Origin of the sequence: Enterococcus sp. RTP21361st1_A6_RTP21361_211029 (genome assembly GCF_040910045.1) — a bacterium.
Taxonomy (GTDB): domain Bacteria; phylum Bacillota; class Bacilli; order Lactobacillales; family Enterococcaceae; genus Enterococcus_D; species Enterococcus_D gallinarum.
In genome coordinates, this window is record NZ_JBDGBK010000079.1 from 1 (window position 1) to 15,959 (window position 15,959).

At 32.7% G+C, this 15,959-nt stretch carries 15 protein-coding genes; all 15 read right to left on the reverse strand.

The window, feature by feature from the left end; genetic code table 11:
• Window positions 1-506 precede the first annotated feature (506 nt).
• Window positions 507-1,673 carry a nucleotide sugar dehydrogenase gene (locus tag AB5Z52_RS12700; protein WP_368243729.1) on the reverse strand — a complete coding sequence of 389 codons (1,167 nt, stop codon included), beginning with the start codon at window positions 1,671-1,673 and terminating at the stop codon, window positions 507-509.
• A 31-nt stretch (window positions 1,674-1,704) separates the two neighbouring features.
• The gene (locus tag AB5Z52_RS12705; protein WP_002347398.1) at window positions 1,705-2,898 is read right to left on the reverse strand and encodes a lipopolysaccharide biosynthesis protein; all 1,194 of its coding nucleotides are present in this window, start codon (window positions 2,896-2,898) and stop codon (window positions 1,705-1,707) included.
• The gene (locus tag AB5Z52_RS12710; RefSeq protein ID WP_154066423.1) at window positions 2,891-4,156 is read right to left on the reverse strand and encodes an O-antigen polymerase; all 1,266 of its coding nucleotides are present in this window, start codon (window positions 4,154-4,156) and stop codon (window positions 2,891-2,893) included. The genes AB5Z52_RS12705 and AB5Z52_RS12710 overlap by 8 nt, the downstream gene beginning before the upstream one ends.
• Window positions 4,149-5,039 (reverse strand): AAC(3) family N-acetyltransferase, encoded by an 891-nt coding sequence (locus AB5Z52_RS12715; RefSeq protein ID WP_368243730.1) that lies wholly within the window; start codon window positions 5,037-5,039, stop codon window positions 4,149-4,151. The genes AB5Z52_RS12710 and AB5Z52_RS12715 overlap by 8 nt, the downstream gene beginning before the upstream one ends.
• Window positions 5,040-5,162: 123 nt before the next feature.
• Window positions 5,163-5,933, reverse strand: coding sequence for a hypothetical protein (locus tag AB5Z52_RS12720; protein ID WP_368266942.1), 771 nt, complete (start codon window positions 5,931-5,933; stop codon window positions 5,163-5,165).
• Between the two features lie 30 nt (window positions 5,934-5,963).
• Window positions 5,964-7,115, reverse strand: a complete 1,152-nt coding sequence (locus tag AB5Z52_RS12725) for a glycosyltransferase (RefSeq protein ID WP_002347394.1) — start codon at window positions 7,113-7,115, stop codon at window positions 5,964-5,966.
• 12 nt (window positions 7,116-7,127) lie between these two features.
• Window positions 7,128-7,754 (reverse strand): sugar transferase, encoded by a 627-nt coding sequence (locus AB5Z52_RS12730; protein WP_187323975.1) that lies wholly within the window; start codon window positions 7,752-7,754, stop codon window positions 7,128-7,130.
• Entirely contained in the window at window positions 7,744-8,862 is a 1,119-nt protein-coding gene (locus tag AB5Z52_RS12735) for an aminotransferase class V-fold PLP-dependent enzyme (protein ID WP_154066429.1), read from the reverse strand. The genes AB5Z52_RS12730 and AB5Z52_RS12735 overlap by 11 nt, the downstream gene beginning before the upstream one ends.
• 1 nt (window position 8,863) lies before the next feature.
• Entirely contained in the window at window positions 8,864-9,496 is a 633-nt protein-coding gene (locus AB5Z52_RS12740; protein WP_154066431.1) for an acetyltransferase, read from the reverse strand.
• A 10-nt stretch (window positions 9,497-9,506) separates the two neighbouring features.
• The gene (locus AB5Z52_RS12745; RefSeq protein WP_368243732.1) at window positions 9,507-11,324 is read right to left on the reverse strand and encodes a polysaccharide biosynthesis protein; all 1,818 of its coding nucleotides are present in this window, start codon (window positions 11,322-11,324) and stop codon (window positions 9,507-9,509) included.
• 12 nt (window positions 11,325-11,336) lie between these two features.
• On the reverse strand, window positions 11,337-12,101 hold the full coding sequence (locus AB5Z52_RS12750; RefSeq protein WP_368243733.1) for a tyrosine-protein phosphatase: 765 nt from the start codon (window positions 12,099-12,101) through the stop codon (window positions 11,337-11,339).
• Between the two features lie 20 nt (window positions 12,102-12,121).
• Window positions 12,122-12,826 (reverse strand): CpsD/CapB family tyrosine-protein kinase, encoded by a 705-nt coding sequence (locus AB5Z52_RS12755; protein ID WP_368243734.1) that lies wholly within the window; start codon window positions 12,824-12,826, stop codon window positions 12,122-12,124.
• 11 nt (window positions 12,827-12,837) lie between these two features.
• A complete protein-coding gene (locus tag AB5Z52_RS12760; protein ID WP_171917390.1) occupies window positions 12,838-13,617 on the reverse strand; it encodes a YveK family protein in 780 nt (259 codons plus the stop codon).
• Window positions 13,618-13,632: 15 nt separating this feature from the next.
• Window positions 13,633-14,565 carry an LCP family protein gene (locus AB5Z52_RS12765; protein WP_368243735.1) on the reverse strand — a complete coding sequence of 311 codons (933 nt, stop codon included), beginning with the start codon at window positions 14,563-14,565 and terminating at the stop codon, window positions 13,633-13,635.
• 27 nt (window positions 14,566-14,592) lie between these two features.
• The gene (locus AB5Z52_RS12770; RefSeq protein WP_368243736.1) at window positions 14,593-15,456 is read right to left on the reverse strand and encodes a hypothetical protein; all 864 of its coding nucleotides are present in this window, start codon (window positions 15,454-15,456) and stop codon (window positions 14,593-14,595) included.
• Window positions 15,457-15,959: the final 503 nt, after the last annotated feature.

Genomic DNA, 15,959 nt, shown 5'->3' on the forward strand with positions numbered 1-15,959 from the left:
TGCTAAGCCAACTGATTGAGAATTAGAAACAATCTGCAGTAGGGAAGAATCATTTACACAAAATTATTGACGCTCCCATGGCTAAAAATACTACAAAATAAATAAACAAAAGGAAATAATAAAAAATCTGGAACAGAAGCTTACACATTCTGTTCCAGATTTTGGTTGATGAAAATTCACATTTTTCAATTCTTATAAGCTATTTAAATCACTTTCTTACTGAACAAAGTTCTAATTTATCAACTTACTTGTAAAAACTATTTTTTCCTTAATAAATCAAGAAACGGATTTGCCTTAAATAGAGTAGTAATTGTTAAATAAATAGGCAAAGCAATAGTAAACTGTATCATATTATTCAAAATACTACTTGATAAATTGCTTGTTAAATAACGTGTTACTATACACATAAGCATTCCGCCTAGCAAAAAGATTCCAATTTTACGATATTCGAATTTAAAATCTGTACTTTTTAGAAAAGATTTGGTTCTTACAAAAGTTTTCATGGTTTAATCCCGCCTAAAAATATCTCTCGTATAAACTTTTTCTTTTACTTTAGCTAAAGCTGACTCCATACGATTTGACACAATCACATCTGACATATTCTTGAATTCGTCAAAATCTTTGATTACCCGTGAATGATAGAATGTCTCTTCATCTAGTGTTGGTTCATAAACTATGACTTCGATCCCTTTTGCTTTGATACGTTTCATTACACCTTGGATAGATGAATACCGAAAGTTGTCAGAATTTGCCTTCATTGTTAAACGATAGATTCCTACAGTTTTAGGTTTTTTCGCTAAAATTTGTTCTGCAATAAAATCTTTTCTTGTCGTATTTGCATCTACAATTGCACTGATGATATTGCTTGGAACATTTTCATAGTTTGCTCTTAGCTGCTTTGTATCTTTAGGCAAACAATATCCTCCGTAACCAAATGAGGGATTATTGTAGTGAGAGCCAATTCGAGGATCTAATCCTACGCCCTCAATGATTTGTTTTGTGTTCAATCCTCGAGATTCAGCATAAGTATCTAATTCATTAAAGTATGCAACGCGTAAAGCAAGATAAGTGTTTGAAAACAACTTGATTGCTTCCGCTTCAGTAGGATGGGTCAACAGAACTGGCACATCTTGATCTAAAGCATTCCGTTCAAACATATCTGCTATTTCTTGCCCTCTATCAGAACACTCTCCTACAACAATTCGAGAAGGATGTAAGTTATCGTATAATGCCTTTCCTTCTCTTAAAAACTCTGGGGAAAAAATAATATTCTCTGTTTTAAATTTTGCTTTTAATTCTAATGTATATCCTACAGGAACAGTGGACTTGATAATAAAAGTTGCATCTGGTCGAATGATCAGTGCTTTTTCAATAACATCTTCAACAGTGGAAGTATTAAAGTAATTTTTCTTTTCGTCGTAATCTGTTGGTGTAGCAATGATCAAGTAATCACCAAAAAGTACAGCTTTCTCGAAATCTTTAGTAAATTCCACATTTAAATCATCCCGTTCGAGAGACTCGTGAACTTCTTTATCCTCTAAAGGTGATTGTCTGTTTCTTAGCATATCGATCTTTTCCTCAACGATATCATATGCTTTAATATCTTCGTGCTGGCTAAGTACTAAAGCGTTGGCTAGGCCAACGTATCCAAGTCCAAAAACTGAAATATTCATCTATTTACTCCTTATATAACATCCACATATTTTAAGTTTTTTTTTCTATATAAAAATTTCCTATTAAACACAATAAAATTATCTTAAAAATTGCAATGACTACATTTGCTATACAAAAACCTAATAAACCTGATATATTTACCCCTAATATAGATAATCCAAAATATAAAAACACGTGTATTATTTGGATGTTTAGTTGCCATTTGATAGGACAGAATTTTAATATCATCGGTTGTATCATTCCTGCAGATGTATTCAATATTGCAGCAAGATTAGCTAGGTTTATAAATACACTTATTTCATCTGACAATGATGGATATAACATACTTATTATAGGATAGGCTGTTGGGATTGAAATCGCAAAAAAAATAATACAGATTAGAAAATTTATAATATTAGTTTTCCAAAACATTTTTTTCGAAATAATATCAGTAGACGAAAATGTGCTTAATAATACATTTGAAACAGGTCCTATACCCATTCCAATAATTTTTCCAAACAATGATGCAGCAAAATAGGTAGCAACTGCATTTGCACCTAAAATTGGAAATAAAAAAAGTCTATCAGCATAAGTTATAATACTTATCATAGCAGAAGAAATAGAAATTGTTGCTACTTTATTAAACGTCTTATTCCAATAATCACTACTTTTTTTTCGTTCTCTCCAAAAATAAGTTGTTTGTAATTCATAAATAACTGTAAATAACATGCCTATAGTTAATATAAGAAGCCACTGATTGACAAATAAAAATATAAAAATACCTATTGCATAGCCTAAAGTCAAGCATAAATTACTTTTCATAAGTAATAGAAAATCCATATTTATGTTATACTCAGAGCTTAAATACAGATTAAGAAATCCCAATATAATATATATATTAAGTAATATAAATAATACATAAGAGATCTTTATTTTAAAAATAAGCAGGATCAAACTAATCACAGGAACAATTATTATTACCATTATTTTAAACATCTTATTATAATTTTCTGTAATTTTTTTATCCATATAAAAACTATTCATAATTACTCTAGTATTATTTATCCCTATACCAAATATTTGAATAATAACATTAGCTATACTTATGATAGTAAGAATTGTACCATATTGACCAACAGTATAGTTTTTTGCAATTAAAGGTAAAATTATTAGTTGAAGAAATAACATAGGTATAGAATTAGCAAATATATTATAAACAGAATTCTTCAGAAAATTTTTACTCATTTTTATCTCCTATCTGATTTTTAGGTATTAACCATATAACTATACATATAATAAGAAAACCATGCGTTAATAAAACCGTAAAAAAAGAAGAGCTTATAAAAGTATACGCTGAGGTAATAATTGTAGCTATCAATATTTTAAATTGCAATCCTCCGCAACATCCATCTAATAATTTGAGCATAATAATTATAGATAATGGAAGGAATATTATTCCTAGTAAACCTATATTGGAATAGGCATCTGAAAACAAACCATTATTTGCTAATAAATTTTCTGAACCTAAGTACTGTTTTCCAATAATTTGTGGTATAGACTCACTATAGGGAGAATTGATTCCAACTCTACCTATTATTCCCTGTCTAAAGAAGTCTTTTTCATTAAATCTAAAAAAATCAAAATAATAAATATTCAAAAGACTAGGAACAAACATAGCTCTTCTAATAAAAAAAGTAATAATATTTATAGATCCTCCTATTAATGGTTCAATAATTGAAAGGAAAGTTATACCTAAAATAGAAAAAGTAAAAGTATACATATATATTTTTTTAAATGCAAAATAAATTATATAAGTAATAACAATAGAAAATAACGTAGACTTTGATCCATCAATAGAGAAAGCTAAAAATTGTAAAAAAATTAAAAAGAATGCCCATGCTTTCCTCTTTATACTATAAAAATAAATTGATATTATTGGTAAAACTACTTTAGCAGACGAAAATAGATAAACAAAAATTAGAGGAAGATTCAAATCTTTTACCTCATCTCTAAGAGAATAGACATTCAGAAGATCAAAATTTAATCTAAAATTCGTATATTTTCCTGATAAAAATAAAATAAATAAAGTGAACGCCATTACTATCACTAAAATAAGCTTATTACCCAGTTCGCCTTTAATATGTGGTGGTAAAATTATTGGAACTATATTATTAAATATAATCATTGCAATCCAATAACAAATAAATAATACAATGAATAAAAGAGGCTGCGGCATAAAACTAAATAACACTAAACTTGGTACAAAATTTACTAATAAAAAAATTAATAAAATCGCTTGACTAACAGTTTCTTTTTTATAAAGTGCTAAAATTTGAGGTATAAACAAAACATATATTATCCAAAATAAAAAATAACTACTTATATCAATCCTATTAAGGAAACCACTATATCCAAATACAGGAATAATAAAATAAAAATAAATTATCTCTAATAAAAATTTGTATACAATCAAAGCTATTATATTAATGCTTTTTTTATTCATAATTTACCTTCTTTGTCTTTTTATACAAAGTTAATCCAGACTTATTAAATTCTATTCCTTTTTCAAACATATCTTTTGCATTACAGCAGTATCCTCTTAAATAACCTATATTATACTTGGCATGTGGAGTCTGTTTCACTAATTTTTTTATAATTTTATTATTATTTTGAAAAAAATCTTTACGTACCAAGATTTCTTTCTCTATATGTTTACCTTCTTTTGTTATTATGTTTGTATTTATATATTTTTTAAACACGTTTTGATAACTATTTTCATTTTTGAATAAAAAAAAGGTTATATAATGAATAAACGAAATCTTTATCGGATATTTTCCAATTCCTAAACATAGTATTTTCCCGTCATTTAACAATAAATCATAAAATGGTGAGTTTTCGTCAAAAGGATTTATAGATTTAACATGTTTATCCTTATATTTAATTTTTGTTTTTTTTGATTGGAAGTATGAAACTGAAAAGTAGGCGTCTAAACTTCTAATTACTCCATCCATCTGAGAAAAATATTTAGAGATCTTTCCCGATACTGATACTGTATTATTGACATCAAATATCGTTTTATTACTTCCATACCCCGGCATCATTAAAACTCCATCTTCTCCTATTGTTTCTAATATACAATTTATTATTTTGGCTTCATCTATATCTGGGAATTCAAAAAAACTTTTAATTGAACTATGTAAAAATACATAGTCTCCATTTTCTATACCCAACTTTTTTATTAGAGAACAAAAATCTTCATTGCTGAATTTTCTTCTACTCATTTTAATAGCAATATTTTTTTTTCTTCTTTCGATAGTATCAATAATTGATTCAGATTTTCTTGATTTTAAGAACTTTCTTATGTACATACGTAAAATATATTTCATTGATTTATCCTAGTTTCTCCTTATATTTTTATTTAGAATTTTTAGGGTAATTCTATAAACCAATTTGCTTGTAGCTTCTATTTCTACTTAATAAAATTTTATTGCAATTCTCACAATTGCATATTACTTTAATCTTTTTAAATACATTGCTCCTTGTAACATAGTTTTTACTTTTTCTTTTTCAGACAATACACTATTGAAATTTTTTGCTCTTCTTAACCAAAATTGCAGTATTAAAAACAAATAGTAATTTTTACTTATAGCATAATAAAGCGCACCTCGATCAAAAAAATATTCTTTATTATATCCAGAAAACCAAGAAGAACTTTCATTATATACATCAGCGATTATCTTATTATAACTATATACTTTTAATTTTTTTTTTAGTACATCAGTAATAAATAAGCTATCTTCACCTGAAAGAAAACGTGCTCCACCACCAAAAAGAAGTGAAAAATATATATTATTGTTTAATAAGATATCCCTTTTAAAAGTAAACGTCACTGTTCCGTATCTAAAAGAATTAAAAAACTTTACTCTTCCGTCTCTTTTTACTCTATGTTTTATTTCATCACCATTATGAACTCTCACATCGAAAACAATCATATCTGCATCTGGATATTTCGAGTAAGCATCATTAATGATTTTTTCATAACCATCTACAAAAACTTCATCTTCGTCAGCCATTATAACGATATCGTCAGAAGCCCTCATCAAAGCATTATTACGACTGCGTCCTACACCTTTTTCAGACATAGAATAGAATTTCCAAGTTTTGTCATCGAATATTTGTTGTTTATATGAAAAATTTCCTGATATATCTGGAGTTTGATTAATGATAATTGCATTTGTTTGAATATTCATTTTTTTGAATAAAGACATATCTTTATTCATACTTGATACTAGAACTTCCATATGATTAATCTACCTCGTACTTTCTGCTTTTTCCCAAAATGGTTTAGATTTTCCAGTACTCTCTCTGTAAGCACCAATTAGTTGAGCTAATATTGTCATTACGTAGTAAGAAATAAATTTTAAATATTTATTATTTAAATTTCGAGCAACTAATGCTAGTAGATATATTATTAACTGTACAATAAACAAAAAAACATATATTGAGTTAGAATCGGTAAACGCTAAAATCAAGTTTGTTATAAAGACAATTATATGCATTAGATATAGATTATTTCTAAGTGTTCTATGTGAGAAATAAAAAAGAGTAAATAATCCATGCTTAAAAAAATTATATTTACTAAAATCAACAAAATTAATCATTATTATTTTACGAGACATTCGAATTTTTCTCTTAAATTCATCATTATCAGTTTCACCTGCTTTTTCAAAGGCTATTGCTTTTTCATTGTAAATAGCTTTTTTCCCTAAATTAACAAATTTTGGTGGATATATACTGTCATGACTATAAATTGGATTAATTTTTATATAATCATTTTTTCTAACAGCATATATACTCCCATTACCAGCTGTTATAGAAGCTAAATCTGATTCTATTTTACGCATTCTAAGATCAAGATTCCAATAGGTGGACTCTGACTCACTTGTAGAATTTATTTTGTTATTAGTATAAACTAATTTACCTGCTACATAACCTATTTCTAAGTTTGATAATGATAAAACAAGTTCTTTTACTGATTTTTTTTCTAACATAGAATTAGCATCGGTAAAAACTATAATCTCACCACAGGCTACTTCTACTGCTTCGTCCTGTGCATTTGTTTTTCCTTTTCGTTCTTTAACAACATGTAATTTAACTATTTTCGGGAATTCTGCTACATATCGTTTGACTATTTCATTCGTTTTATCTGTGCTATTATCAGAAGCGATAATAATTTCTAATTTATCCTTCTCATAGTCTAAACTCATCAAATTCAATATTTTTTTTTCAATAATAGAATCTTCATTATGTGCTGGAACTATTACAGACACACTTGGACGGTAACTCTCATCAAATTTGATTTGCTTTTTATGGATAAGTTTATTCAAGAGCTCAAGTAATATAGGATAGCCCACCATTGTATAAATAATTAATATTAAAAATAGATAAAATAAAACTCTCATAATTCCCTCACTTTATTCTTCATTACCAGTAAACTTTTCATTTGTTACACTGGAATTAGATGTTATTCCATCGTGCTTCAATACCTTTTTTATAGTATGCCAAATTATGTTGATGTCTTTTGTAAAAGAATAATCTTCTATATATAAATAATCGTATTCAAACTTTTCTTGCCAACTAATCGCATTTCTTCCATTGACCTGAGCGAGTCCAGTTAATCCTGGTCTCACGTTGTGTCTTTTCCGTTGCTTTTCACTATATAGTGGCAAATACTCCACTAATAACGGACGAGGTCCTACAATCGACATATCACCCTTCAAAATATTCCAAAGTTCTGGTAGCTCATCTAGACTTGTTGCTCTAAGCATTTTCCCAAATTTAGTTAGTCGAATTTCATCAGGTAAATATTCTCCATTGTGGTCTCTTTCGTCAGTCATTGTGCGAAATTTATACATGGAAAAAATTTTTTCACTTTTTCCTGGTCGTTCTTGTTTGAAGATAATTGGAGAACCAAGTTTAATTCTTACTAAAATACCTACAATTAAGATTATCGGTGATAAAACAATGAGAGCGATGCCTGACAATAGGATATCTAAAATTCTTTTTCCAAAAAGCTGATAGAAAGTTTTTTTACGCATCATTGATCACTCTTTTAATCGTGGATACTACATATTTTACATCTTCATCTGTCATCTTTGTATCTGATGGTAAACATACTCCTAAGTCAAATAAAGTTTCTGCTACATCATCGCCAATATAATCATAATTTTTGAAAACAGGTTGTAAATGCATTGGTTTCCATACTGGGCGGGCTTCTATATTATTTTTATCTAACTCATCAATAAGATGATTCGTATTTATTCCCTTTATTGTTATGACACTTAACCAATAATTTGGTTCATTCCAATTATTTTCTGGCATGAATTGTATATTTGACAATTTAGACAATTCGTTTTTATAAAAACTATGAATATATCGTTTTTTCTCAATTCTTTCATTTAAAACTTTCAATTGTCCTCGACCGATACCTGCAACGATATTGCTCATTCGATAATTATAGCCAATTTCATTGTGTTGATAATGGCGTGCCTTCTCACGAGATTGTGTAGCCCAAAATCTCACTTTTTCCACCTTTTCTTTGTCATTAGATACAAGCATTCCGCCACCTGAAGTTGTGATTATCTTATTTCCATTAAAAGAATAAATTCCATAGTCGCCAAATGTACCAGTATATTTTCCTTTATACGTTGTTCCTAATGATTCTGCAGCATCTTCAATTAGAGTAACATCATATTCTTTGCATATTTTAGTAATTTCGTCTAAATTAGCTGATAAACCGTACAAATGTACTACTAATACAGCCTTTGTGTTGGGATATTTTTCTAGTGCTGTTCGCAAATGTTCAGGTTTCATATTCCAAGTTTCGTAATCACTATCAACAAATACAGGTATAGCTCCTTGATAGAGAATTGGATTAGCAGTAGCTGAGAACGTCAAGGACTGACAAATCACTATGTCATCTTTACCGACCCCAGCCGCTTTCAAAGCTAAATGTATAGCTGCTGTTCCAGAAGACAATGCGGCAGCATGACTAGCTCCCACGTATTTTGCTAATTCTTTCTCAAAACCATTCACGTTCGCACCTAAAGGAGCAACCCAATTTGTATCAAATGCTTCTTTTACATACTCTTGTTCATATCCTTCCTCACTCATATGAGGAGATGCTAATAATATTCGTTTATTTTCCAACTTAATCCCATCTTTCTATTACTTTGGTAGGCACGCCAACATTTTTAGTATTATTATTAATATTTTTTATTACTACACTTCCGGCACCTATAATATTCATATTTCCAATTTTTAGATTTTGTATTATTTTAGTACCTACTCCAATTTCATTTTTATCTCCTAATATAACATGTCCTGAAATATTTACACTTGGAAAAATTGAATTATAATTACCGATTTGAGCATCATGTCCGATAGTAGAGCCGATATTGATCATATTGAAATTTCCTAAAACTACGTCAGCAGTGTAAGTCGTATAGGGCATCAAAATATTGCCAATCCCTAACTGAACATTTATGCCCACTAGTGCACTTGGTGCAACTAAATTAGGGAAAATCAGTTTATTATTTTTATTTATCTTTTGATATATTTTCTCCTTGATATCTGGCGAAGCAATTCCCAGAAAAATAGCAGTCTCTTCTTCTAATTCTATTAATGAGTCTATTGTTCCTAATACAGGTTTTCCCAATAATTCTTGATTTTGCATTTTTAACGAATCATCGACAAAACCAATCAATTCATATCTAGAGACACTTTGTAATAGAAAAGCAATCTCTTTGCCAAATCCACCTGCTCCTACAATAATTGCTTTCACTTTACTCCCCCTATTTATTTGAAGCATTTGCAAAAGTGACAATATCTTTAGCCAATTGTTCATCGTCTTGCGGCAGGCTCTTGACAAAATCCATCACTTTTTGTATTGAGTAGCCTTTGATGTTTCCTACAAAGATTTTCTCATAAACTGCTTCATCATTTCTTTCCTTATCCAACAATAGTTCTTCATATAGTTTTTCCCCTGGACGGATACCTGTTTCAATGATTTCGATTTCGTCTTCGCTATACCCGCTCAATCGGATCATGTTTTTCGCTAGGTCTACAATCTTCACTGGTTCACTCATATCTAGAATAAAAATTTCGCCACCTTTTGCTAATGCGCCAGATTGAATAACTAAACGACTAGCTTCAGGAATCGTCATAAAGTATCGAGTCATACGAAAGTCTGTTACAGTGATTGGACCACCTTGAGCAATTTGTTCTCTGAATACTGGAATCACACTACCTCGAGAACCAAGGACATTCCCAAATCTGACAGCTGAGAATTTCGTACAGCCTTCTTCATTCAATCCAGTCACGATCATTTCAGCGATTCGTTTTGTTGAACCCATGACATTTGGAGGATTGTTAGCTTTATCTGTTGATACCATGACGAAGTTTTTTACTTTGGCTGCTTTAGCAGCTTCTGCCACATTTTTAGTTCCGTAAACGTTGTTTTTAACGGCTTCTCTTGGATTGTATTCCATCAATGGCACATGTTTGTGGGCCGCAGCATGATAAACAATCTCTGGTTGATAATCTTCCATGATTGCAAAGATTTTCTTACGGTCTTGGATGTCTGCAATGATAGGAACGATTTCCGTAACACACTCTGAGTAGTTGTTTCTTAATTCGCGATCAATTAAATAGATTGAGTTTTCTCCGTGACCTAGTAACAATAGCCTACGTGGGTTGAAGCGGATTACCTGACGACAAATCTCTGAACCAATTGATCCCCCGGCACCTGTCACTAGGATTGTTTTTCCCGTGATTTGGTCTTTGATGGCATCAATATCCAACTGAACTTCATCTCTTCCCAGTAGATCAACCACATCGATTTCTTTTAAGCGAGAAAGATTGATTTTTCCTGAAGCGACTTCTTCCATTGACGGCATACTATTCACTTTTACATGTAACGGCTCAATCAATTCAAAGATCTCACGCAGTTTTTTGCGGGAAAGTGAAGGAATCGCGATAGTGACCATAGCAATTTCATATTTTTCAACTAGTTCTGGTAAATCTTTGATAGAGCCAAGTACTTTCTTGCCAGAAAGATAGGTATGTCTTTTATTTGGATCATCATCAATAAAGCCAATCACATTGATATCCCCTGCAGTTTTTGAACCTAACAAGCCATTATAGAGAATTCGCCCACCCTCGCCAGCTCCAAGAATCAAGGTATTCTTTACTTCTTCACTAGGTATGCAGCGGCTGTTTTTCTTCTCAATGTACAAGCGCCAAACTAATCGGCTAGCAATAATAAAGAACATCGAAAGAAAGTATGTTGAGACTACTAGTCGCATACTATAATTTTCTTTACTAAAAAAAAGAATAATGATCGTTGCAAATGAACTTAATGTCAACGCTAAAAAGATAGCGATCATTTCTCGCAGATTCGTGTAACGATTGATTCTAGAAAAAACGCGGAAAATCCAACCAAATAGCCAGTATAAGACAATTGAAAGGACAATTGAAATTTGCATGAAATCCATTGGAATACTAACAAATGGTTTCATAAAATAATACGAAGCAATATTGGCAAAAACCAATAAGATGCTGTCCACTAGAATCAACGTGGCTATTTTTCTTCTTCTTGTTAATTCAAACAACCCAAAAGCCCCCTAAAATAACCCAAACTTTTTCTTTTTTATCATTGTGTATTCTGGATAATCAATTTGATCCCCATTTATCAAATCTTTCGCCACTTGTTTCATTAAAGCCACTTTATTTGGATCAAAATCTTTGGCGATTTGCTCATAAGCCTCTTTCATATAAAAAGTCCGTTTCTTGACTCCGTGAGCATCTGAAGCTACCATCTGAACCAAATTGTATTCAACCATTAATTTGGCCGTTTTTTGTATGTCTTTTCCAAAGACTCCCATATAGCTTGGAGCCGTCAATTGTGCTAAGCACCCCATTTCTAGGAATGGAAGCAAATTATTCGGATCTTTTCTAAAATAGGCGTTTCGCTCTGGATGCACGATAACTGGTGTCTTTCCAAGACTCTTCAACTCAAAAAAGACTTGTTCGGAATAAGTTGGTACTTCCATTGTAGGAAATTCTATCAAAATATACGTATCGTCCAGATCCGTAAATAAAATCTCATCATTACGAATATCCTCAATTAAATCTCCTGTTATCCGTACCTCTTGTCCTTCTAATACGGTCAACGGCAAATTTCGCTGGTCTAATTCTGATTGCAAAGAAGAGACCAACGAAATAACGTCAGATTTTGGATTGTGATATTCCCCGTTGTTGTGATGTGGCGTACACAGGATGTGAGTGATTCCTTGACTAATGGCTTTTTCTGCCATCGCAATACTTGCTTCCATCGTTTCGGCACCATCATCGATACCAGGTAAAATATGACAATGTAAATCAATCATTTCGTTCGTCTCCTAATTCATTAATTCCCGTAATAATAGTAATAGCCTGAATCTTTGTTATTCTCTGCTCCGTTGTAGACTACCCCTAATACGCGAGCTTGCACCATATTCAATAATTCCTTTGCTTTTGTTAATGGCTCTTTGCGGGAAACATTTTCGCGCACAACGAGAATCGTCCCATCCGCTTTGGATGCCATGATCTGGGCGTCCGTTACTGCCACTACTGGCGGCATATCAAAAATCACGATGTCATAGAGTTTCTTTGCTTCCGCCATCACTTGGTTCATTCTAGATGATCCCAATAATTCCGATGGGTTTGGTGGTTTAGGACCACTTGGTAAAATGGAGAGATTGTCGATCACTGTTTGTTGGGCTGCCTCAGCTAGATTCGTTGAAGTGCTTAAAACTGTACTAACGCCCACATTATTCAGTAAATCAAACGTTTTGTGGACGGTGGGTTTCCGCATATCTGCATCCACTAACAATACTCGTTGACCTGATTTTGCAAAAACTACTGCTAAGTTCGCAGATATGGTCGATTTGCCTTCGCCTGGTCCCGAAGAAGTGACGACTAATGTTTTTATTTGTTGATCCGCTGAAGACGCAAATTGAATATTGGTTCGAATCGTCCGATATTGTTCTGAAATAGGAGAAGAAGGATCCACTAAAGTGATCAGACTTACTGCATGGGTTTGGGTCCCTTTACGTTCTTGTTGTTTAGCCATGTCTCTTCCTCCTATACTCTCGAACGGCTGCGACGAGATTCCGTCGTTTTGTCATTCGTTGGTTTCTTCAAAGTTGGTATTGTTGGTTTCTTTTGGATCGTCGCATTTAATTCTTTTTGCGACATTTGAGGTACAGTCCCTAAAATCGTATAGCCAATCGTATCGGTAACAAATTTGTCGTCTTTTACGGTACGATCTAATAATTCAAATAAGAAAGCAAGTCCGACACCGACCATCAGCCCCAGCACTAATCCAATAGCTAAATTTAATTTATTATTTGGCGATACCGGTGATGTGCTGGCAACAGCACTTGAAATGATGGAAATTTTGTCCACATTCATGACGTCTTTGGCATTTTCCTGAAAGACTAGTGCTGTGGTGTTAGCAATTTTTTGTGCGGTCACAGCATTCGGATTGGTTGCTTGAATCGAAAACATTTGGGAATTTTGAGATTGATTGACTGAAATCGCGTCTTTGATTTCTCCAGCCGTCATTTTGACATTGCTTTCTGATTCCAGACGATCTTTGACTTCGTTCAATACTAAGTCACTGACAATCATGTCTTTATACGTATTGATCATTTGCAGATTGGTATTGACATCATTGACATTTGCGGTTTCCGATTGCGGCAGTGTCACGATCAATTGGGCTTGTGAACTATACTTTGGTGTGATCACAAAGAACGTTGCAATTCCTGCAAGTGCCAAGCCGGCAAACATGGCAATAATGATTGAAGCCAAGTGTTTTCGCAAGACTTCAAATATCTCTTTTAAGCTAATTGTTTCTTCCATTTCTTCTCCACTTTCTTATTCATTCTCTAGATTTAATTGTTCTTTCAGTTCTGTTTGAACTCGATTCAGTTCTTCCTCACTAACCCGTTGGTAGGAAATGCCATCTTGCATGAAGCCTTCCCCTTTAAGTTGATCTTGTTTGATCGTTTTGAAAGCATCCCGATAATCCAATGCAATCGTCCGCATATTATCAAAACTCATATCTGTCTTCATATTGCTTTCGACAGCACTCAAGATATCTTGGTATTTGCTGACGCCATCAAAGCTCAACACTTTCTTAGCAATTCCCTCAACGATTTTGCGTTGTCGTTCTTGACGGCCATAATCGCCATTGGGATCTTCATGCCGCATACGGGAATACGCCAATGCTTGATCGCCATCTAGAGTGATTTTTCCAATCGTGAAATCATAATTGTCTTGACTAAAAGTCAGGTCGTTATTGACCTCAATGCCTCCCACGGCATCTACCAATTCTTTCAGACCGGCCATATTGATTGAGATGTAATGATCTACTGGAATATCTAAATATTTTTGCACGGTATCCATCGACATTGCAGGACCACCAAATGCATAGGCATGATTGATTTTGTCTTTCGTACCATGACCGACAATGTCCACATAAGTATCCCGAGCAATACTAACGATCGTTGTTTGTTGATCTTCTGGACTAACCGTCGCTACCATCATCGTATCTGAACGGCCTTGATCGACACGTCCCAAGTCCCCAGTATCGATCCCCATCAATAGAACTGAAAAGGACTCTTGTTTTTTTAAATCAACAGGATTTTCCCGTTTCTTTTCATCTTGTGAACGCTCCACCGACTCATAGGTCTTTTGGATCGAACCGGATAGATCCATGTATAACTTGACGCCGATTCCTACCACACCGATCACGAGTACAGCAACGATTCCAAAAATAATCAAAAAAATCTTTTTTCCTTTTGACATAATTATTCCTCCAGTTGGCTCTTCCTATCAGTAATAGGATTCTGAATCTGTTTCTGAACTATCCGTCATACTATCTGAATAGCCATCATCAATCGTTGCCGTATCTGTTGTATTGCTGTAGTAACCAACATAGCCCATTTGTGAAGCAACGGTTTCTGCAAGCTTGGTATATTTTTCTTTCAAGTCTTTATTGCGAATTTTGCTAATGCTGTCAACGGCTGATAAGTAGTTCTCGTAGGTCACTGCATCCGTCACTTTATCGTCTTTCAGCATACGATCAAATTCTTTTTGCAGTTTTGTCACGCGATCAAGTTGAGCATCTGCAAAACCAAGGTATTCTTTCACTAACGCTGTCCATTTGTCATCCTCAAAAAAATTCAAGTTTTCACGAATGCTGCCAACGTCAGTCTCTTTCAGATCTTTTTTGATGATGACGTCATTTTCGGCTTTCTGCCAGTTGGAGACGCTTTTCGTGAAGAGCTTATCGGTTGCTTCTTGGATTTTTTGCTTTGCTTCGATATCCTTCAATTCATCGTCAATGGCTTGTTTCTGCTTTTGGATCTCTTTTGCATCTGCCGGCAATGCATTCTCTTCGATGCCGTATTCTTCACCAGATACTTTGATCATGGACAACTTTCCGACGAGCTGGCTGATATCATCAGCGGTGATGCCCGCTTTTAAGAATGTTCGATCCTCATTGAGATAAAGGCTTGCGACCTCCTTCTTCAATGATGCAATACTGTCGGTCTCACTGGCGATCGCAGTTTGCGCATATTCTACCCGCTGCTGGTATTGTCGCTGATTGTTCTGGCGATATCCAACCAAACAGATGGCAACGGATCCAACACCGACTGCCACAACGGTCAAAGTCTTAAGTAACGGCTTTCCCATGAACATACTCCCTAAATTATTTGTGCTTTATAAATTTATCTTTTCAATCAAGAAAAGCAAATTTGCTCAATTCTAGTTAATTATAAGAGAAAATTGAAATTAAATAAAGGTAATTTACCAAGTTTTTACATCATTAAGAACAATGTTTTTGCAAAAATTGTGATTTAACTTGAATAAAACAGCGATTTCTTTTATATAAAAAAACACTAAAAACTATATATTTTGTTATTTTATTTCTGACGATCAATTTTTTCATTAAAAGAATTTCATTCTCTTTTTCATCTTTATTTAGGCATTCGTTAAGGTGTATCCCTTGTAATAAAACTAGCATCATGAACAGCGAGAAAAATCACGATTTTGTTTCTTAAAGGATTCTTGGATGTTTGCAATTATTTTTGAGTCTTTTTTCAATCTAGTAATTAAATAATTTAAATAGTTGAAAAAACCATTTTTTACTCATTTAATTTTCTATTTTTAAGTGCTCGCTTTGATCTGTTTTTATA